The organism is Verrucomicrobium sp. GAS474, from assembly GCF_900105685.1.
Classification (GTDB): domain Bacteria; phylum Verrucomicrobiota; class Verrucomicrobiia; order Methylacidiphilales; family GAS474; genus GAS474.
Genome location: NZ_LT629781.1, coordinates 3611323 through 3631919, shown reverse-complemented (window position 1 = coordinate 3631919; position 20597 = coordinate 3611323). Strand labels below are relative to the sequence as shown.

The window sequence follows — 20597 nt, the reverse complement described above, 5'->3', positions numbered from 1 at the left end:
ATTGGGGGGACGGGGCGATTCCGCAAGAGCGGTTTTCAAGGACGGCCCCGAAAAACAAACGATGCGTCATTCCCTGGCCCTTTTTTTGGGCCGTTTTCCCATGAGCAAAAAAATCACCTTCATCGGCGGCGGCAGCTACCAATGGGTCCCGGTCCTTTTCCGGGACATCGCCGTCAATTCCCATCTCCAGGCTTCCCGCTTCGTCCTCCACGACATCGACGCGGGGCGCAATGCCGAGCTGGCGGGCGTCTGCCGGACGATCGGGCGGAAGGTGAAGTCGGGCGTCGCCGTCGAGGTCGAGGCGAGCCTCGACCGCGCCCTCGAGGGGGCCGATGCCGTCATCCTCTGCATCTCGACGGGCGGCCTCGACGCCATGGAGCACGACATCGAGATTCCGAAGAAGTACGGCATCTATCAGCCCGTCGGCGATTCGACGGGGCCCGGCGGCATCTCCCGGACGCTGCGGAACGTCCCCGTGGTCGTCTCGCTGGCCCGGAAGATGGAGCGCCTCTGCCCCGAGGCCTGGCTCCTGAACCTCACGAACCCGATGGACCAGATCGTCCGGGCCGTCCACCGGACGAGCTCGATCAAGGTCGTCGGCCTCTGCCACGAGTTCAAGAGCTTCATGTCCTCCGTCGAGGCGCTCCTCGGCCTCGGCGACTGGGAGAAGGAGGTCTCGGCGACGATCGCCGGGATCAATCACTTCGCCTGGGTCACCGAACTCAAGGTCAACGGCCGGGACGGCCTCCGGTTGCTCCGCGAGCGCCTGGCCGATCCCTCCTCGGCGGGGGGCGGCGGAAACGCGGTGAACCTGAGCGACTCGGTCCACAGCAACAAGCTCAAGTTCCACCTCTTCGAGACCTATGGCCTCGTCCCCTACCCGGGGGACCGCCATCTCGCCGAATTCTTCCCCTACTTCCTCTCGAAGAAGACCGAGTACGGCGCGGCCTTCGGCGTCGAGCTCACCTCGATCGACGACCGCCGCCACAAGTGGATCGGCTACTTCAAGGAGCGGATCGCCGAATGGACGAACGACGATCCGGCCTCGGTGCCGCTCAAGCCGTCGAGCGAGTCCCTCGCTCCGATCCTGGCCTCCCTCCTTTCGGACGGGCCGGCGACGGTCCAGCCGGTGACGCTGCCGAATCAGGGGCAGGTGGCGAACCTCCCCCTCGGCTCGTCGGTGGAGACCTTGGCGACCGTCGTGGGCGGGAGCCTCGTCCCCCACGCCAGCGGCTCCCTGCCCGCCCCGATCCTCGCCCTCGTCCACAAGCATTGCCTGATCCAGGATCTCACCGTCGATGCGGCCATCGAGGGGAGCCGGGAGAAGGCCCTCCAGGCGATGCTCGCCGATCCACTGAACAACAACAACGACATCCGGGAGATCGCCACGATGCTCGACGAGCTGCTGGAGGCGAATGCGGGGCTCCTGCCCCAGTTCTTCTCCCAGCCGGTGCGGCACGGCGCGAAGACCGAGGCGCTGCTTCCCGCATAACAGGCTCTGGAGCCTCCCAGGATCATGCCCCCGCTCCCTCCCGCCCCGCCCCGGATCGCCTCGACGGTCGATCTGGCCCGTTACCTCGGGATCTCCGAGTGGACGGTCTCGCGGGCGATCAACGGCCATCCGGAGGTGAAGGCCGCGACGCGGGAGCGGATCCTCCAGGCGATGGAGGAGGTCGGCTTCCGTCCGAATCCGGTGGCGCGCGGGCTGAACGGGAAGGCGATGGGGGTGGTCGGCGTCTGCTTCGGCGACCCCCGGAACGCGGTGATGATCGAAAAGATCGCCTCGCTCGACCGCTTCCTTCATGCGTACCAACTGCGGGGTGTCCTTTCCATCAGCCACCGGGACGAGGCGAGCGAGGGGAGGATCCTCTCCGATTTCCGTCACATGAGGGTCGACGGCGTCGTCCTCATCCAGTCCTTCCTGGGGGCCAAGGCTCTCTCCCGCCTGAGCGACGGGATGCGTTGCGTCCACGTCGATCCCGCCGAGCCGGAGCTGTTTCCTTCCGTGACCATGGACCGGGGCGCGGCGATGCGCCTGATCGTCGATCATCTCGTCGGGCTCGGCCACCGGTCCTTCGCCCTGCTCGGCTTCGGACCGACGAGCGCGGTCCGCTGGAACGGCGTGCGCTCCGCCCTGGCCGCCCACGGGCTCGATCCCGATCGGAGCCTGGAGACGTTCGAGCTCGAACAGGCGGGGCATGAATCCTTCGTCGAAGGCGTCGAGTTGGCGGGACGCCTCGCCCGGCGACTGAAGGCGAAGGGAAAGAAGGCGGCGAAGCGCCCCACGGCGGTAATCGCCCTCAACGACCGCATCGCCATCGGAGCCATCCAGACCCTGGTTCGCGGCGGCATCGCCGTTCCCCGGGATCTCTCCGTCGTCGGATTCGACGACCTCGACATCGGAAGCCACCTCCTGCCGACGCTCACGACGATCAACCAGCAGCCCGAGATGCTGATGCAACGGGTGGGAGAGCTCCTTCTCGGCGTCCTCGGCAAGCCGGCCGGGTCTTCCCGGAAGCGCCTGCACGTTGAGCCCAGGCTGATGGTGAGGGAATCGACCGGTCCCGCGTCTCGATCCTAGTTCGCCTGAGTGGAAATACGACCATTGACACTCCGCCTTGGTTTTTGTATAATCACATTCGAGTTAGATTTCCCCTCCCGCCGTCTCCGCGTTCTCTCATTTGAATAAAAATCACATCCGAATTAGATTATGAAAGGCAACCATTTTTCCTTCTCCCCATTCGGGCTCCTGGCGGCGGCTTTGCTCCTCGGCGTATTGGCTGTGCCGCCGGCTTCGGCCCAGACGACCTATACCTGGAGTTCCACTGCCAGCACCAATTGGAGTACGTCGGCCAACTGGGGCGGCGCCGGGGTTCCCGGCGCGGGGGATACGGCGAATATCTTGAACACGACCGGTTCGACGATCACCTATGACGCGGGCGCTTCGGGGACCCTGGGGACGCTGAACATGACGACGGCGACCGGCTCGGGCACGACGAAGCTTCTGGTGAGCACTCCCTTGACCTTGACCGTCGGGGGTTCGATCTATTCGACGAAGGCCTCGACCTATGAGACGCTCACGCTCTCGGGAACGGCGGCGTTGACGATCGCCTCGGGGGCGACCTTCACGGTCGGAACGGGAAGCAGTTCCCTGATTAGTAGCTCCTCGATCAGCACAAGCACGACGACCGCCTATTTGAACACGGCGTCCGGCTATTCGGGGTCGGGGGTCGTCGTCAACGGGACGCTCGATTTCATCACTGCGGCCTCGGGGTCTTCGACTTCGGCGCAGCTCTACGTGAACGCTCCCGTGGTCATCGGCGCGGGCGGAACCTTGAACGTCGACACGGAATCCGCGACGTACGGCACCCGCACGATTATCGCGGGGAACTTCACCACCTCGGCGAGCGCCAACACAATCTCGGCCTCCAGCTCGCTCAGCAGCGCGGCGTCGACGCTGGGCAATCTCTATCTCATGGGATCGACGATCAACATCGGTGCCGGAACGACGTTCAGCGGCTTCGCCGACGGGACGGGGGGGACGACTCCCGGCGTCGTCTTCTACCAGACCGCTGCGGGGACCCAGACCATCTCCCTCGGTGCGGTGACCGGATTCACGATCCGGAACGCCGCGGGCTCGGCCGCGACGATCATCGAAAAGATCTCGAGCACGGCGGTGAGCAACTCCGTCAGCAATGCGATCGACACGATCCTGTTCCAGACGACGTCAATCGCGGGGGACAACATGACCCTTCAGCTGGCGAGTAACCTGAACTTCGCGGGCGGAAGCTACACCCTTCCCTTCGTCTTCAGTCTTCAAGGGTCGTCGTTGACCGCGACGATCGACCTGAACGGCTTCACCTATGACGCCACGGCGGGGACGAGTACCGTCGGCTTCTCGGCGTCGGGATCGAGCGCGGGGAGCAGCCAGTACATCGCCATCGTCAATTCGGGGAGCGGTTCGATCAGCAGCAACCAGGGCATCTTCAAGGCCGCAGCGATCAATCTCGGCGGAGCCGACGTCAGCGTGGGGAGCAATGTGATCCTCCAGGCCTCGGCGGGCGGCAGCTCGAACGACCTCGGCAACAAGGATGCCACGTCACCGACGACGATCGATTCCACCAGCACCTTCTACTACACCGGCACGGGAACGACGGCGACCCTCAAGTCGACGAACAACCGGACCATCGGCGGCCTGATCGTCGGGACCGGTTCCTCGGCCTCGACGCTGAAGCTGGCCTCGGCGATCACGGCGGCGGGCAACGTCACGCCGAGCGCCGGGGCGACGCTCGACCTCGGCGGCTTCGGTCTGGCCCTCACCGGTTCGGCCAGCCTCACCGGCGCGGGGACGATCACGAACAGCTCGACGACGGTGGCCTCCACGGTGAGTTTTGCCTCCGGGGCGACGGGCGGCCTTTCTCCCGGCGGTGCGGGCGTGGCGGCGACGCTGACTTTCACGGCCCCGACCAAGGCGATCACCATCTCCCTGGCGAATTCGACCTCCGTCTTCGACATCACCAGCGCCGGACTCGGAGCGGGGACGTTCGACTCCCTGAGCCTGAGCAACACGACGCTCGACCTCACGGGCGGCGCGTTCGTCATCGACTTCGGCACGGGGACCTACAACGGCTCGATCCAGCTCATCTCGCTCGCGAGCGGCAGCGCGATCACCGGCTCCCTGAGCAGCCTGACGAGCAACCTCGGCGCCGCCGAATCGCTCTCGCTGAGCTCGACCGGTGTGCTGACTTTCAGCGCGGTTCCGGAGCCCTCGACGACGGCCCTGCTCTTCGCCGGGGCGGGCTGCCTCGCCTGGATCGCATGGCGTCGGCGGGCCGCGCGGGCGGTCTAGGCTCCGTTCGATGTCCTTCCTGGAAACGCGCCGCGTCCCGGTTCCGATCCTCGTCGACACCGACCTCGGTTCCGATTGCGACGATGCCGGGGCGTTGGCGGTGCTGCATGCCTTGGCCGATGCGGGCGAAGCCGAAATCGCGGCCTGCCTCTACAGCTCGGGCCGGAATCGTTACGGGCCGGGGTGCCTCGCGGCGATCAATGCCTATTACGGACGGCCGGATGTGCCGATCGGCACGGCGGCTGAAAGCGACCTTGGCGATCCCCGGAACGATTTTCTCGAACCGATCGCGACGAACCGCGCCCTCTACGGGCATGGGGCTTCGGAGCGGGGGGAGTTCCCTTCGTTGCTCACCGTCTATCGCCGGGTGCTGGCGGCGCTTCCGGACGGGAGCGCCCGGATCGTCTCCATCGGACATACGCGGGGCCTGCACGATCTGCTCTTCTCGGGTCCGGACGGGGAGAGCCCGCTTTCGGGGCATGAGTTGATTCGGCGGAAGGTCGACGTCTGGGTGGCGATGGGGGGTTCCTTTCCCGTCGAGGAGAAGGCGGGATGGAATTTCGGCAGGAACGGCGCGGCCGCCTACTCAGCCTCCCTCGTGGAGGGATGGCCGACGCCGATTGTCTTTTCGGGCTACGAGATCGGCTTGCCTTTGCGGACTGGCCCGGGTCTTCGGGAAACGCCTCCGGGGAATCCGGTCCGGGAAAGTTATCGCCTGTGGGAGAACGCGCTCGAAACGGGGCGTTCGAGTTGGGATCAGACGGCGATCCTCTGTGCTGTCCGGGGGGCAGGGGAATACTGGTCCCTGCGGCGGGGGCGCTGCCGGGTCGACGCCGGGGGGCGGACTCAGTGGGGCGATGCTCCGGACGGACCCCATGCCCATCTCGTTCCCAAAATGGCTTCCGAATCCCTTTGCCGGGAGATCGAGGAGCTGATGTGCAGGCCGCCCCGCCTCAGGGCCGGAACGACCGGGCCCGCCCGCTGAGCGGATCGATCTGGATCGTGATGAAATCGGAGGGGACGCCGTTCGCCCCCAGCGGGGCCTTCTCGAAGGCGAGGCTGATGTACCAGCTCGCCGTCGGATCGAGGTCGGTGCTCCCGTCGGGGTTGAAGTGGAAGACCATGTAATCGTATGCCGACGGCTGGTATCCGTTGAAGCGCGTCCCCGCCCGCTCGCCCGAGACGAGGGCCGGAGCGGTTCCCGGAGCTTCCGGGAGGAGCGATGAGACGGAGGGCGAGGCGAGGAAGATGATCGACTTGGGCAGGAAGATGGGCCGCGCCACGGCGTTGGTTGCCGTTCCTCCCTGGGTGATGACGAACGCCTGGAAAGCCCGGTATTGGGCGGGGGACTGGCTCCCGGGAAGGGAGGCGTCCGGCAACCTGTAGAGGCGAAACTCGACCTGGCTGCTCCGCGCCATCGCGGTCTGGCGGGCGAGATTGATCTGGTCGACGAGGGCGCGGCCGCCCGACGAGAGGTTCGAGGCGGTGACGACCCGGTTGAACGCGGGCAGGGCCATCAGGGCGAGCGTCCCCATGATGGCCATGACGATGAGGAGCTCGATCAGGCTGAAGGCCCCTGCGGAGCGGCGGGAGGGGATCGTGGGGAGTGGATGCATGGCTCTTTATTGGCTCCATTTCGCGCCCCGGATGGCGATGACGCTGTCGAAGACCCGGTAGGAGAGGTGGTTTTCGTCGAAGGCGCGGGTGACGGAGGCGATGTCGGCGTTCAGCTGGGACGAAGACTGGAACCGTCCGTTCAGGGCGGCGGTGACGACGCCGGGTTGCGTCGATTCGCCGTCGGGGGAGAGCCGCTGGGCCGAGGGCTCGTCGAGGGCGATCATGACGACGCGCAGCAGGGGCGGAAGCTGGTTGTAGGTCGCCGTCTGGATGTTGCCCGCACGGGAATCGTAGGAGTAGGCCGGGGAGAGCTCGGTCCCGGAGTCGAGGGGGGAAAGCTGGGGCAGGACGACGAGGGCGACGATGTTTTCCGCCAGGACGCGCAGCGGGGCCTTCGTGCGGGAGACGGCGGGGGGGAGGAACGAACGGAACCAGGCCTCGTAGGCCGAGGGATTGCTCCCGGAGGAGGGCGTCGTGTAGAGGGCGAAGGAGTCGGTCGGCTGGAGGAACTCCAGGAGGCGGTAGCGGTAGCGGACCTTCGTCAGGTTCTGGAGGAAGGAGGGAAGCGTCTGCTCGGCCTCGAAGGCGACGTAGTAGCCGCAGGCGTTGAGGGCGTTCGGCATGCCCGCGTAGGCGGAGCTGGAGGCGTAGCCGAGCGGGGCCTGGAAGAAGACGGCGCTCCCGGGATGGGCGCTCCCGTCGCCGTCGGGCAGGAGGACGGAGCCGCGGTCGGCGACGAAGTGGAGGTCGGAGGCGCGGGCGTAGTAGACGGGGGCGAAGGTGGCGCTGTTCGCCGGGGTGCGGCGGGCGTAGGAGGCGTCGTAGTAGTCGAGGTAGGTGTTGAGCGTCGCCCCGCTCAGGCGGGCCGTCATCGTCTGGTAGGCGGCGCGGGCGTTCTGGAAGGCCTCGATCTTCGCGGTCGTCTTCTTCCAGACCTTCCCCGTCTGGCCGACGAGGATCGTGAGCATCGCCATGATGATGAGGAGGACGACGGAGGCGACGAGGATCTCGACCAGGCTGAAGGCCCGGCTCCCCCGGGCGCGGGCCCGGGCCGTCAGCGGGTCACGAACCGTTGTTGGAGATGTAGGCCGGGATGACATTGGTCGTCTGGGGTGCGGTCTTGCAGGTGATGGAAAAAAGGAGGGAGAGGATGTTCGCGGAGTGGCTGCCGCCGGCCGCGCCGGGGAGGGCGACGTTGGTCGCGGCGGTCACGGTGACGGTGTAGAGGGTGTTCTGGCCGCCGCGGTCGGCAGTGGGCTGCCCTTCCGAGGTGAAGTAGTAGGAGGCGTTGCCCCCGCCGAGGGCGTTCGTGAAGCCGGAGAGCTGGAGGCGGTTGACGAGGGTCTGGGCGATCTGGGTCTCGGTGGTCGTCATGTCGGCCTGGTGGAAGGTCTTCAGGCCGACGGGGAGGAGGCTCATCAGGCCGATGAGGGCGAAGCTGACGATGCCGAGGGCGAGGAGGACCTCGACGAGGGAGAAAGCCGTCGCGCAAGCGACACTGGAACCGGCGGAAGCCGATTGGCTTGGCCCGGGGGGCAGGGCCGACGAGCGGGGATGCCGGAGGGAGGCGCTCATGGGGTGAACTGCTTCGTCTCGACGACGCGGAACTTGTAGAACGTGTCGAGGGGGGCGGGATTGGCGGCGGTGGCGTAGTCGGGGAGGCTGGTGTTGGCGGTGTCGATGTAGCGCTCGACGGTCGTCGAGCCGCGGTATTCCCCGGTGACGGTGTCGCTGTTCTCGGTCCACGAGGCGGGGTCGGTGGCGACGCTCTTCTTCAGGGTCTGGACGCGGACGTGGATGGTGTAGGTGTTCGATTTCGTCGTCAGGCGCGGATAGATGTCGGCGTAGGGGCGCTCCCGGCTGTTGTCCCCGGTGAGGCGGCGCGAGGCCCAGAAGGTCGGCATGCCGGCGTAGGTCTGGCCCTGCGGGACGAGCCACAGGCCGCAGATCTCGCTCGCCGAGCGGAAGATGTCCCCCGAGGCGAAGCGGGTCTGGAATCCGGTCAGGGTCTTGTCGAGGTCGAGGAAGAGGCGGCGGCCGGTGAGGTTCAGGTTCGAGTTCTTGTAGGCGGTCGAATCGCTGTTCGAGAGGGCGACGATCTGTTCCGGCTTCAGGACGGCGCGGACGCCCGTGCTCCGGGTGATGTAGGTGAAGGGGACGATCTGGTAGTTCATGTTGACGCGGCCCGCGATCGAGAGGGGGTCGCTGATCGGATAGGGCTCGACGATGGGCATCGTGAAGAGGTCGAGGAGGAGGTGGTCGGCGGGGCTCTGCGCGCCGATGTGCTGGGGGTTCCCGCCCGGGTCGGGCTGGAAGAGGAGCGTCTGCCAGGGGCGGTTCGCGTTCACCCCCGTCGGCAGGGAGCCGAACATCACGGGCGAGGGGATCTGCCGGTTGGGGGAGAAGAGGGTGGTGCCGGTGCCGATGTAGGCGTTGAGGTTGGAGAAATAGGGGGTTCCGACGGTGGTCACGCCCTCGTCGGCCTTGTTGATGAAGGCGCCGTCGGGGACGATGCTGAAGCCGTTGTCCCAGTCGCCGGGCGGGGCGGAAAGGCCGGTGCCGGTTTGGTTCGTTCCGGCGTAGACGCCGTTGGCGGGGACGCATTGGCCGCCGCTCACCCCGAAGGCGACGGGATCGTTCCCGCCCGAGGTGGAGTTGCCCGTGAAGATGGGCTGGAGATGGTCGGTCGTCGTGCCGCTGACGGCGTAGCCGTCGTTGGTGATGGGGAAGGTGGTGGGAAGGACGGAGGTGTAGACGACGTTCGGGACCAGCTTGCCGACCATGGTTCCGGAGAAGGTGTAGCCGCCGCCGGAGTTCAGGGCCTCGAAGAGCCCGTGGGCCGCGGGGACCGTCGCGTCGTCGTACTGGGGCTCGATCGGGCTGAAGGCGCTGGAGGGGACGCTGGCGCTGGCGGCGATCAGGCGGGGATCGGTGTTCGCCTCGAGGGTCCGGACGACGTCGGTCCGCGTGAGCCACGTCCGGGAGTAGACCGAATAGGTCGAGTTCGTCACGCCAAAGAAGCGGGAGCCCGTCCGGGGCGTCGTGGTCGTGACCGTCGGTCCGCCGAAGTTCCGGAAATCCATCGTCAGGGCGGGAATGCCGGAGGCGGGGATGCCGGCGTCGGCGAGGGAGGGGGCGAGGCCGGGAACGGGGAAGATCGAGGAGGGGAAGGTGAGATTGATGGTCTGCAGGACCGTCGTCCCGGCCGAATCGAGGATCTTCACCTGCAGGCTCGCCCCGCCGAAATGGAAGGTGCCGCTCGTGGGCAGATCGATCCACCCGCTGATCGCGGTGTTGATCCCCTGCGAGGTGACGAAGAGGGCCGCCCCCTTGTAGCCGCCGTAGATGCCGACGGGGGCGGCCTGATTCGCCGTCTTCTTGACGGCGAGGGTGGCGGTCGACAGGAAGCCCATGCCGGAGGTGGGGGCGAGGATGCCCCACTTGAGGCCGTCGAGGCCGGTGATCTGGACCTGGAAGTCGGGCGTGGTGCTCGACCAACCCTGGCTGGGGTCGAAGAAGTTCGCGAAGAAGACGGTCTGGACGCGGGTGAACCCGTCGGCGATGGGGGTGCCGCCGGGGATGGCGACGCCGGAGGAGGTGAAGGCCGGGGATTGCGTGGGGTAGATGGCGTTGTTGAGGGCCGGGACGCCGTTGGTGCTGTAGGGGGGGTAGCTGTAGTAGGTGGTGCCGGAGACGGTCTTCGTCTGCCCGACGCCGACGAAGAGGAGGCCCGCCTCGCGGATGGTCGGGAAACGGCCGAAGCCGCGCAGCGTGTTGCTGTTCTGGTCCGAATGGACGGTGTCCAGGATGGGGACGATCTGGCCCTGCCCTCCGACGGCTTTGTTCGTGCCGGAGAAGGGAGTCGTCGACATGTCCTGGGCGTTGGCGGAGCGGATGTAGTCGAAGATCTCGGTGAGGATCTGGTCCCGGTCGTTCGGGTACTTTCTGACGAAGGCGTCGCCGAAGCCGGGGACGGGCTTGTCCGTGAGGCCGCGCAGGTAGGAGATGAGGGCGCGGTTCCGGCCGACGCCGGTGGGGGTGGGAGTGATGGGGAGGTCGGCGGCGGGGGAGTTCGAGTTGGCGCGCTGGAAGTAGTAGATGCTGTTGTTGAGCGTGCCGCAGTAGGCGACGAGGCTGTCGAAGGCGCTGCGGTTGGCGGCACCGGAGCGGGCGCTGACGGGCCAGATGAGGACGCGGGGCTGGTTGTAGAGGTTCACCTCGGGGGCGCGGCTGTGGGCGGTGAGGAAGAACTTCGCCTGCTCGACCGACTTCGCCGTCAGGGTCGGGTTCGTCCCGCGGTTCGTGGCGAAGAGGAGCTCGTCGACCGAGGCGTAGAGGCGGTCGTTGTCGATCGTGACGTTGGTGGTGGCGACGACGCTGCCGCCCTTGGAGCCGCCGTAGGTCACGCGCGGCGCGATCTGGTAGAGGTTCGTCGCGGTGAGGTTGGTGAAGACCGCGCTGAGGTAGGTGGTGGCCGGGTGGCCGGGATAGCGTTGGTATTCGTCCTGGGCGGGCTGGTTGCTGGCGAGGCAGGTTTTCTCGTAGGTCGAGTTGAAACGGGGGATGTCCCAGTAGGAGCCGGGGTTTCCCGGGGAGCCTGCGGCGGGGGGATTGGCCGAGTCGAACCAGACGTCGCCGGCGGCGGTGTTGATGTTCACCTTGCAGGTGTCGTCGTCGGTCCAGAAGGCGATGCGGCCGACGATGGGGTTGTCCTTCGAGGCCCCGGCGACGGCGACCGTCGAGCCGTGCCCGGTGGGGGAGGCGAGCGCCCCGTTCTGGAGGACGTAGAGCCATTTCACCGGCATCGGCGCGGCGTCGAGTTTCGTCACGGGCGCGTTCGAGATGGAGAAGCCCTGGACGGTGTTTGTCGCCGCCGGATCGACGATGGGATAGACGTAGGCGGAGAGGGCGCTCTTGTAGACGGGCTCGTTCAGGTCGACGTAGACGGCGGGGCTGCCCGTCCAGTCCGAGGGGGGCGTCTCGGAGGACTGGGAGGCGTCGAAGGCCCCGCTGCCGACCATCTTGTCCCAGGAGTAGAGCTTGTAGTAGCCCGCCGGCTGGCCGTTGGTACCGTAGGTGCGGATCATGCCGGGCTGGGAGGCCCAGGCGAGGGTCGTCCCGGAGGAATCGACGCCGTGGGTGGCGTCCCTGATCTGCCCCATGGCGAGGCTCGAGGCCGAGTCGGCGAGGAGCTTCACCTGCGTGCCGTTCGCGTAGAATTGGGAGGACTGGAGCTCCGTCGTCACCCCGGAGAGGAAGGCGAGGACGAGGGCGGAGAGGAAGACGAGGCAGCCGAGGACGAGGACCAGGGCGAAGCTGCGGACAGGGCGGGAAGAGGCGTGCCGTCCGTGGAAGAAAACCGTGGCTGAAGGCATAGAAAGTGTTGATCGAGACCTTCGGGAAGCCAAAATCAAATTCGGATTAGATTTTGACGGGATGAAGCGAAGAGTCAAGTGCAACTCTCGGGTTGGGGCGACCTGATCCTATCCGAAAAACGGTCCGATTGTTATGAGGGTCTTTGCTTAGGAGGAGGGCTAGTTGATCCCTTCGGTGGAGACTTTCATGGAGTCGGTCCGGAAGGGGGCGGCGGGGAGGCCGTCGCCGTTGCGCAGGTTCCCGCGGGGGGAGGCGGCCCAATCGTAGCGGACGGTGGCCGGGGAGGGGATTCCCGGGGCCCGGAGGACGACGGCGTCCCCCTCGATGGAGGCCTGGGCCCAGACGTAGCGGCCGTCGGCCCCGGCGACGGCGAAGTCGCTCGGAGGCTGCCCGTCGCTCGTCGCGAGGCCGGCGGCGTGGTCGAAGCGGACCCGGAGGCTTTCCCCCTCGACGGCGAGGTCCCGAAACGTCGGCCCCCGGACCTCTCCGGGCAGGGGGGCGGCGTAGAACTCCTTCGCGATCAGCCGCCCGGCGCGGATGCCGACGGTCTTCTTGTCCTTGGGATGGATGTTGCCTTCCTCGCCGACGTCGATCGTGACGACGAGGGCGGCGTTGGGGAGCCGGGCCGCCGCCTGGGCCTGACCCTCGCGCAGCTCGGCGAAGTTATTCGACCGGGGTTGGGTCTCGGGCTTCCCGTAGTTCGGGAGCTGGACGAGGACGAAGGGAAAATCGCCCCGGCCCCAGAGCTTCCGCCAATCGGCGATGAGGGCGGGAAGGAGCTTCCGGTACTGGAAGGCGCGGCCGACGTTCTGTTCCCCCTGGTACCAGAGAATGCCGCCGATCCCGTAGGGGGCGACGGGGGTGACCTCCCCGTGGAAGAGTCCGGAAGGCTCTTCGAGCGAGCCCGCGCCGTGGGGCGGCTCCAGCGAATCCCGCGACGGGGCGGGCTTCCCCTCGGCCTTCGCCTTGTCGGCCTCCTGCTGCCAGGCGGCGAGGAGGGCGTCCCGGTTCCGGTCGTACTCGGCCTTCTTCGCCGGATAATCGGCCAGCTTCCTCTCCCAGCGGTCGAGGATCGGCTTGAAATCGACGTCGGAGGAGAGGGCTTCCGGCGACATCCAGGCCTCGATGCACGTCCCCGCCCAGGAGATCCCGACGAGGCCGACCGGCGTGTTCAACTGTTCCCGCAGGACCTTCCCCATGTGGTACCCGACGCCGGAGAAGGCACCGGCGCTCTTGGCGTCGCAGGCGGCCCACTTGTCCCGGATCGCGGTCGTGGGGGCTTCGGCGACTTTCATGCCGAGGTTCAGGAAGCGGAGCTTCGGATCGGAGGCCTGGGCCGCCTCCTCGGCTCCGCCCGTCGAGTCGGAGAGGTGGTAGTGCATGTTCGACTGCCCGGCGCAGATCCAGACCTCGCCGACGAGGATGTCGGAACGGACTGTCTTCCCGTCCGCCCCGTCGGCGACGAGGTCGAAGGGGCCGTCCTCTTCCTTGCGGAGATCGAGGGCGGTCCGCCAGAGGCCGTCGGGTCCGGCGGTCGCCTCGGCCGAGGCCGTGCCGAGATGGACGGAGACCTTTTCTCCCGGGGCGGCCGTGCCCCAAACGGGGGTCTTTTCCCCCCGCTGGACGACGGCGTGGTCGGAGAAGATGTCGGCGAGGGTGACGGCCTCCGAGAGCGAGGGAGGGAACGCCAGGGCGCAGGCGAAGAGGGCGGCCTGCGCCGTCTTCGGGATGGGGAAAGGAGGACGGGATTTCATCGATTCGAGCCGGGGCGGGCGGCGGCCTTGGCGAGGGCAGGGGAGGGCGGGCGGGGCATGGACTATCAGGGGGCGACCGGGGCGGGGGTGACGGAGGAGAAGAGGGCCTCGATCTCGTCGGTCTTCAGGGCTCCCGATCCATCGGCGCGCGATCCGTAGACGGCTATCTTGTCGAGGAGGCCTTGGAGCGGACGGGTGGCGGCTCCCCAGTTCCCCAGGCAGAGGAAACCCACGGTGTTTTCGGCCGGGGCCTCGGGGTGGGCGAGGGTCTTCGTCTCGGAGGCGAGGGCGCCGTCGGCCCCCCGGTAGAAGACGACGTTGTCGGTCTCGCGGGTCGAATCGTAGGTGATGGCGAGGAAGACCCAGCCGTTCGCGGCGGGGAAGACGATCTTCTCGGAGCGGAGGCCCTGGTCGTTGACCTGGAGGGCGAGTTTTCCCCCATCGAAGCTCGCGATGAATCCCGCTTTCGGCCCCGAATAGTCGAAGACCCGGGCACCGTGATTGGGCATCGAAGTCGTTTTGATCCAGGCCGTCAGGGTGAAGGACTTCATCCCTTCGAGGGGAGGGTGGCGGACGACGGCACAGCCGCCGGCACCCTCGTTCCCCATGCTCGTCGCGCCGCGCAGATCGAGGGCATAGTCCCCGGGTTGCCCGGTGACGCCCTCCCCGTCGAGGCTCCAGAGGGGGGCGGGATGGCCGTCGGCACCCTTCATCCAGGCTTCGGCGAGGCTTCCGCCCGAACCGATGGCCTCGGTGGCCTTGGGCTGGGAGCCGCCGTTGAACTCATAGCGCAGGATCGGGTCGGCCGGAGGCTCCGCCCGCGCCCCGAGCGGCAGGAAGAGGAGAAGGCCGAGACCGAGGCGGGCCGGAAAAGGGGGATTCATGGGGAGGGGATTTTGTTGCCAAAAAAGCAAAATCAAATTCGGATGTGATTTTTAATCCGAGCCGTGGAAATGTCAAGCGCGACATTTGCCGCTTTGGGGGTGCCGGAGGTCGCGAGGCGCCGAGAAGTTGCGGGGCGGGGACGCCTCAGGCCGCGCCGCCGGTCGACATGCGGACGATCAACTCCGGCTCGACGGTGACGGAGCGTCCGCGGAGCTTGGCGTCGCCGGGGCGCGCGAGCTGGTCGAGGAGGAGCGAGACGGCGTGTTTCATGAGCGTCTCGGCCTGCTGGTCGATCGTGGTCAGCGTCGGCTTGAGGAAGCGGCCCGAGTCGAGGTTGTCGAAGCCGACGACGGCCACGTCTTCCGGCACGCGGAGTCCCGCCTCCTGGAAGCGCTGGATCGCGCCGGTCGCGATCTGGTCGTTCAACGCGATGAAGGCGGCAGGGAGCCGCCGGTTTGCCCTGGCTGCCAGAGCCGCCTCGGCGAGGGCGATGCCCTCCGCGTAGGATTCGCCGCCCGGTTGTCCGAGCTCGAAGATCGGGAGCTCCTTGAGGTTGAGGCCGTGGGCGCGGAACGCTTTGGCCAGCCCTTCCCAGCGCCGATGCTGGCCGCTCGAAAAGCCGAGGAGGCCGAGGGAGGGCCGTCCGGAGGCGACGAGGTGATCGACGATCATCTGCATGGCCCGCGCCCGGTCGAGGAAGACTTTCGGGAACAGTTCCGGATGGGAGGGGTCGACGTAGGCCCGGGGCGTGGCGCGCAACGCGCCCTCGATCTGGGCGGGATTCAGGTAGGTCTCGACGAGGATGACGCCATCGACCCGGAGGTGGTGGAATCCGGCCAGGATCCGGATTTCGTTCTCCTCGTCCTGGCGATTGATCGAGAGAAGGGCCTGGAAGCCGTGCCGGCGGAGGTGTTCGTCGAGGAGGGTCACTTTCCCCGCGATCATCGGGCTGAGGGAGCGGCGGAAGCAGACGCCGATGATGCCCAGTTTCTTCCCGTTGAGGCTGCGGGCCACGGGGTTCGGGCGGAAGCCGGTCTCCTCCATCGCCTTGCGGATCCGCTCCTTGGTCGCCTCCTTCACCTCGGGGTGGCCGTTGATCGCGCGGGAGACGGTCCACTCGGAGAGGCCGAGGTGGGCGGCGAGGTCGGCGGTCGACGCGATGCGGGCGGGAGCGGCCCGGCGCTTGGGCTGCGGCCGGGTTTTGGACTTGGGCTTGGGGGCGGGCATGGTTCGGAAAAAGCCAGCCTCGAGAATGGAGGGGAGTCGCGGGGACGTCAACTGCGCTCCCATGCGGATGGGGAAGGGGAAGCTTGACTCGGCAGGGAGGATCGGTCAAAATCACATCCGAATTTGAATTTTCCCATGCCGATCCTTCCACCGAGGCCCGGAGTGTTCCTCCTGGCATGGGCCCTTGCCTTCTCCGCCGGGCCTCTGGGCGCCGCGGTGACCCTTCCCCCGGTCCTCTCGGACCACCTCGTCCTCCAACGTTCGGCGTCCACCGCCGTCTGGGGGAAGGCGGAGCCGGGGGAGAAGGTGAAAGTCTCCTTGGGGGAAATCCGGGGCGAGGCGACGACCGGGGCCGACGGCAGATGGAAGGTCGCGCTCGACCTCTCCTCCAGCAAGGAAGGCCCCTTCGACCTGACGGTGGAGGGGGCGAACCGGGTGACGGTCTCCGACGTCCTGGTGGGCGAGGTCTGGCTCTGCTCGGGCCAGTCGAACATGGCCTACACGCTGAATCGCGCCCTGGGCGGAGCCGAGGAGATCGCCCATTCGGCCAATCCCCGTCTCCGCCAGTTCCGCGTCGACGCGAAGAGCGCGGGCGAGCCTGCCGAGGAGTGCCGGGGCGCGTGGGTCGCCGCGAGCCCGGCGACGGCGGCGGCGTTCAGCGCCGTCGGCTATTATTTCGCGAAGGATCTCCAGAAGACGCTCGATGCCCCGGTCGGCATCGTCCTTTCGGCCTGGGCCGGGACCGTCGCGACCGCGTGGACGAGCGAGGAGTCGCTCCAGGCCGATCCCGAGCTGAAGGGGATCCTCGACCACGGCCTCCAGCAGGAGGCCGAGTATCCGCAGAAGAAGGCCGATTACGTCGCCCGCTTCCCCCTCTGGGAGGCGGCCCAGGGCCGCCAGGACCAGGCGGCCGATCCCGCGCCGTTCCTCGACGACGCCGCTTCGGAGCAGGGATGGAAGAAAGTCTCCCTGCCGGGGAACCAGCGGGACCTCGGGCTGCCCGATGCGGGCGCGGTCTGGTTCCGGAGGACGGTGACGCTCTCGGCCGCGGGGGCGGGGGGCCTCCTCTCGCTCGACGTCGGCGGGCCCCACGACTTCGACGCGATCTACTGGAACGGCCAGAAGATCGGCGGCATGACGGAGGCGACGGCGGGCGGCAAGTCCGACACGCGGCGCTACCTCGTTCCCAAGGAACTCGCCCGCGAGGGGGCGAACGTCCTCGCGATCCGGCTCTTTACGCCGACCGACAAGGGCGGCTTCTCGACGGCTCCCTTCCTCGACATCGGCACGGCCCGCACCCTGCTGGCCGACGGGTGGCAGGCCAAGGCCGAGTTCGAGCTGCCGCCGCTGACCGACACAGCGCGGCAGGAATGCCCGCAGGTGCCCGGCGCGCCCGACGCGCGGAACGTGGCGGGGCGGCTTTACAACGGGATGATCGCCCCCCTCGCGCAGGAGACGCTCGCCGGCGTCGTCTGGTACCAGGGGGAGCAGGACACGGGCCGCCCGCGCGCCCAATACCTGAAGATGCTCCAGGTCCTCATCGGCGACTGGCGCCGCCATTGGGGGAGGGAGCTCCCGTTCGTCCTCTGCCAGCTCCCCAATTACGGGCCGAAGGGGGAGACCCCCGCCGAGAGCCGCTGGGCCGAGATCCGGCAGGCGCAGCTGGAGGCCCTCGCCCTGCCCAAGACGGCCGGCGTCGTCCTGGTCGACCTCGGCGAAAAGGATGTCCATCCGCCCGACAAGAGGCCGGTGGGGGAGCGCGTCGCCCTCGCCGCGCTCGGCGGATTCTACGGGAAGAACCTCCCGTTCTCCGGCCCGGTCTGCCAATCGGCGACGGCCGACGGCGGGAACGTGATCCTCGGCTTCCGCTTTGCCGAAGGCGGGCTCGCCGCCCGGCCTCTCCCCGCCGATTATCAGCCCACCTACCTCGCCCCCGAGCGGAAGCCGCTCGTCCGGCACAGCCCGAACGGGGACCTGGAAGGCTTCGCGCTCTGCGGCGCCGACCGGAAATGGGCCTGGGCCGACGCGCGCATCGAGGGGGAGACCGTCGTCGTCTCCTCGCCCGCCGTCGCGAAGCCCGTCGCCGTCCGCTACGCCTGGGCCGACAACCCCACGGGCAATCTCTACGGCGCCTCGGGGCTGCCCGCCTCGCCCTTCCAGTTCACCCTTCCCACGGCCTCTCCCTGACGCTTCTCACCCGCCATGATCCGATTTTCCTTCATCCTTCTCGGCGCGGCCTTTGCGTGGGTCGCGGCGGCTTGGGCCGAGCCCGCTCCCTTCTCCCTGACGATCGCCGCCGACCGGCCCGACGCGATGTATCATGTCGGGGAGACGGTGACGTTCTCCATTTCCGTCCTGCGCGGCGGGCTCCCCGTGCCGGAGGGGGAGGTGACCTGGTCCCTGACGAAGGACGGCGTCCCTCCCGTCCGCCAGGGCGTCGCCGCCGTGAAGGAGGGGAAGGCGACGGTGACGGGCCAGCTCGACGAGCCGGGCTTTCTCCAGTGCAAGGCGGTCTTCGCGGCCGAGGGGGGGAAGGCCGCGGGCATCGGTGCCGCCGCCGTCGATCCGCTCCTCCTTCGGCCCAGCCTTCCGGTGCCTGACGATTTCGACGCCTTTTGGGAAGGAAAGAAAAGGGAACTGGCCGCCGTCCCGCTCAATGCGACGATGACGCCCCTGCCGCCGCCGCAGCCCGGCATCGAGCTCTTCGACGTCGAGGCCCCCGCCGTGGGGAACATGCCGATGCGAGGCTATTATGCCCGGCCCGCCCACGCCGCCCCGAAGTCCCTGCCCGCCATCATCACCCTCGAGGGGGCGGGCGTCTATAACACCCGCACGGAGCCGTGGCTCCTTCGCATGGCGAAGGAGGGCTTCCTCTCCCTGGAGGTCAACGCCCACGGCCTCCCGAACGGGAAGGACGCCGCCTATTACGTCGGCCTGGAACAGGGGGATCTGAAGGATTATCCCTTCTTCGGGAGAACTTCCCGCGAGACCGTCTACTTCCTGAACATGTTCCTGCGCGATCTCCGCGGCGTCGATTTCCTCGCCTCGCAGCCGGAGTGGAACGGCAAGGTGCTCGTCGCAAACGGAGGAAGCCAGGGAGGGGCGCAGGCAATCTTCGTCGCCGCCGAGGACCGGCGCGTCACCTACCTCTCGGCCTCCGTTCCGGCCATGTGCGATCATTCGGGGATGGTCGTGGGGCGCGTGCCGGGCTGGCCCCGGCTCGTCCCCGTGGGGGCCGACGGGAAGCCCGATGCCGCCGTGCTGGAGGCGGCCCGTTATTTCGACTCCGTCAACTTCGCCTCGCGCGTCCGCGTTCCCGCCTGCTTCGCGGTGGCCTTCATCGACCAGGTGGCCCCCCCGACGAGCGGCTACGTCGCCTACGACGCCCTCCCTGGCAAAAAGGAGATGCTTACCTCCGTCTCCTCGCCTCACAAGATCGAGGCGTCGGTTCTCGAGGAGATGCGGCGGCGCATCCTGAAGCAAAAAGACTCGCAGAAGGAGTCCGTCCCTCCGGGGTCTCCGTAAGGATCGACTCCGGGCGGCCCGTTTCGTCCTTACCGGTAGGTCGAGCCTTCGGAGACGACCGAGGTCTGGGACCCGTCGGCCGCCTCGTTTCCCGTCGCCAGCCGGGCGGCCTCGGTACGGAAAGCGGGAAGAATATCCCGGCCTTCCCCATTTCCCCAGTCCCCCGCGTGCTGGACCAGGAACACGGCGGCGAAGCCTCGTTTCCGGTCGATCCACAAATCGTTTTGGTACGCTCCCCCATGATGGAATACCCCTTCGCCGACACTCCACCCCAGGCCGTAGGATTGGGACAGGGAGGGAGGGGTCTGCCGTCTCGTCATTTCGGCGAGGGCGGCCTCGGAGAGATACCGGTGCCCGTCCAGCGTGCCCCCATTGAGCAGCATCGTGCCGAAACGGCCCAGGTCATTCGCCGTGGAAAAGAGGCCGCCGCCCGGGAAGGGATAGCGGCCGGGACCGTCGACGGGATACTTGACCTGGCTGATCGGAATTTCCTCCAAGCCGCCGCTCGCGGAGGGACGGTAGGTCTTGGCGAGCCGTGCGGCCTGTTCGGAGTTGGGAGTGAAGGTGGTGTCCGGCATCCCCAGGGGGGCGAAGAGGCGCTCTTCCAGGAAGGCTTCGTAAGGCATCCCACTGACGACCTCGATGATTCGCCCCGCCGTGTTGATGCCCGCGTTGGAGTAGCGGTAATCGCTTCCCGGCTCGAATTGAAGCGCCGCCGCCGCATAGCCCCGGACGGCCTCCCGCAGGGGGAGGAGGTCGAATGTCGGCTCCTCGCTTTTTAGCGAGAAGGGGAGACCGCTGGTGTGGCTGAGGATTTCAAGGATCCGAATCGGGTGGCCGGGCTTCCGGAACGAGCCGTCGGGCTCGACCACCTGCTGCCCGGCGAACTCGGGCAGATGGGATTCGACGGGATCGTCGAGCCCGATCTTTCCCTCGTCGACGAGGATCATGAGGGCGGTCGCCGTGATCGGTTTGCTGACGGAGGCGATCCAGAAGAGGCTGTTCCGGGAGATCGGCTTCCCGGCAGCCAGGTCGGCATAACCCACCGCCTGAACGTCAAGCACCCCCTCCCGACCGGCGACCAGTGTCACCGTACCCGCGAAGAGACGACTCCCAAGCCACGATTGGAGACGTTCCGGGAGGGAAGCTTCGGAATGGAACGGGGTGGGGGTCGATGCCATAGGGTGGCGGAAATATATCCGGCGACGTTTCGTAATGCACCCTATTTTCTAATCCGAATTAGAATCGTGGCCGTCGGCCTTCCTACTGGAAACCGCGCTTGCTTTGTTTTCGGTGGAATGTTTTTATCTAAACCGGATTTGATTTACTGGTCATGCTGGAACTTTTGTCATTGCGGACGTTCG

At 67.4% G+C, this 20597-nt stretch carries 14 protein-coding genes; 6 read left to right on the top strand and 8 right to left on the bottom strand.

Annotated elements, in window-relative coordinates; genetic code table 11:
* Positions 1-100: 100 nt before the first annotated feature.
* The 4 genes from BLU04_RS15425 (at position 101) to BLU04_RS15410 (ending at position 5834) form a co-directional block, all read left to right on the top strand.
* Complete coding sequence (locus BLU04_RS15425; RefSeq protein WP_162274704.1) at positions 101-1492, top strand: hypothetical protein; 1392 nt, start codon at positions 101-103, stop codon at positions 1490-1492.
* A gap of 24 nt (positions 1493-1516) precedes the next feature.
* A complete protein-coding gene (locus BLU04_RS15420) occupies positions 1517-2581 on the top strand; it encodes a LacI family DNA-binding transcriptional regulator (RefSeq protein ID WP_093288027.1) in 1065 nt (354 codons plus the stop codon).
* Between the two features lie 129 nt (positions 2582-2710).
* Positions 2711-4849 carry a PEP-CTERM sorting domain-containing protein gene (locus BLU04_RS15415; protein ID WP_093288024.1) on the top strand — a complete coding sequence of 713 codons (2139 nt, stop codon included), beginning with the start codon at positions 2711-2713 and terminating at the stop codon, positions 4847-4849.
* Positions 4850-4859: 10 nt separating this feature from the next.
* The gene (locus tag BLU04_RS15410) at positions 4860-5834 is read left to right on the top strand and encodes a hypothetical protein (RefSeq protein WP_093288021.1); all 975 of its coding nucleotides are present in this window, start codon (positions 4860-4862) and stop codon (positions 5832-5834) included.
* Here BLU04_RS15410 and vccD read toward each other — a convergent pair.
* From vccD to BLU04_RS15375, 7 genes are all read right to left on the bottom strand, one after another.
* Positions 5803-6465: a Verru_Chthon cassette protein D gene (vccD, locus tag BLU04_RS15405; RefSeq protein WP_093288018.1), complete on the bottom strand. Its 663-nt coding sequence runs from the start codon at positions 6463-6465 to the stop codon at positions 5803-5805. The two genes, BLU04_RS15410 and vccD, sit on opposite strands and share 32 nt — an antisense overlap.
* A 6-nt stretch (positions 6466-6471) precedes the next feature.
* A complete protein-coding gene (gene vccC, locus BLU04_RS15400) occupies positions 6472-7566 on the bottom strand; it encodes a Verru_Chthon cassette protein C (protein WP_093288015.1) in 1095 nt (364 codons plus the stop codon).
* A complete protein-coding gene (vccB, locus tag BLU04_RS15395) occupies positions 7529-8041 on the bottom strand; it encodes a Verru_Chthon cassette protein B (RefSeq protein WP_093288012.1) in 513 nt (170 codons plus the stop codon). Before vccB ends, vccC begins: the two co-directional genes overlap by 38 nt.
* Positions 8038-11841, bottom strand: a complete 3804-nt coding sequence (vccA, locus tag BLU04_RS15390) for a Verru_Chthon cassette protein A (protein ID WP_093288009.1) — start codon at positions 11839-11841, stop codon at positions 8038-8040. The genes vccB and vccA overlap by 4 nt, the downstream gene beginning before the upstream one ends.
* A 159-nt stretch (positions 11842-12000) precedes the next feature.
* Positions 12001-13596, bottom strand: a complete 1596-nt coding sequence (locus tag BLU04_RS17120; RefSeq protein ID WP_093288006.1) for a sialate O-acetylesterase — start codon at positions 13594-13596, stop codon at positions 12001-12003.
* Between the two features lie 65 nt (positions 13597-13661).
* Entirely contained in the window at positions 13662-14480 is an 819-nt protein-coding gene (locus tag BLU04_RS15380) for a LamG domain-containing protein (RefSeq protein ID WP_093288003.1), read from the bottom strand.
* Positions 14481-14625: 145 nt separating this feature from the next.
* The gene (locus BLU04_RS15375) at positions 14626-15708 is read right to left on the bottom strand and encodes a LacI family DNA-binding transcriptional regulator (RefSeq protein ID WP_162274703.1); all 1083 of its coding nucleotides are present in this window, start codon (positions 15706-15708) and stop codon (positions 14626-14628) included.
* Positions 15709-15924: 216 nt separating this feature from the next.
* Between BLU04_RS15375 and BLU04_RS15370 the strand changes: the two genes are divergently transcribed.
* Both BLU04_RS15370 and BLU04_RS15365 read left to right on the top strand, forming a co-directional pair.
* Positions 15925-17895: a sialate O-acetylesterase gene (locus BLU04_RS15370; protein ID WP_162274702.1), complete on the top strand. Its 1971-nt coding sequence runs from the start codon at positions 15925-15927 to the stop codon at positions 17893-17895.
* Between the two features lie 15 nt (positions 17896-17910).
* Positions 17911-19233 (top strand): acetylxylan esterase, encoded by a 1323-nt coding sequence (locus BLU04_RS15365; protein ID WP_093287994.1) that lies wholly within the window; start codon positions 17911-17913, stop codon positions 19231-19233.
* A 29-nt stretch (positions 19234-19262) separates the two neighbouring features.
* Here BLU04_RS15365 and BLU04_RS15360 read toward each other — a convergent pair whose 3' ends face one another.
* Positions 19263-20414, bottom strand: coding sequence for a serine hydrolase domain-containing protein (locus BLU04_RS15360; RefSeq protein ID WP_093287992.1), 1152 nt, complete (start codon positions 20412-20414; stop codon positions 19263-19265).
* Positions 20415-20597 lie beyond the last annotated feature (183 nt).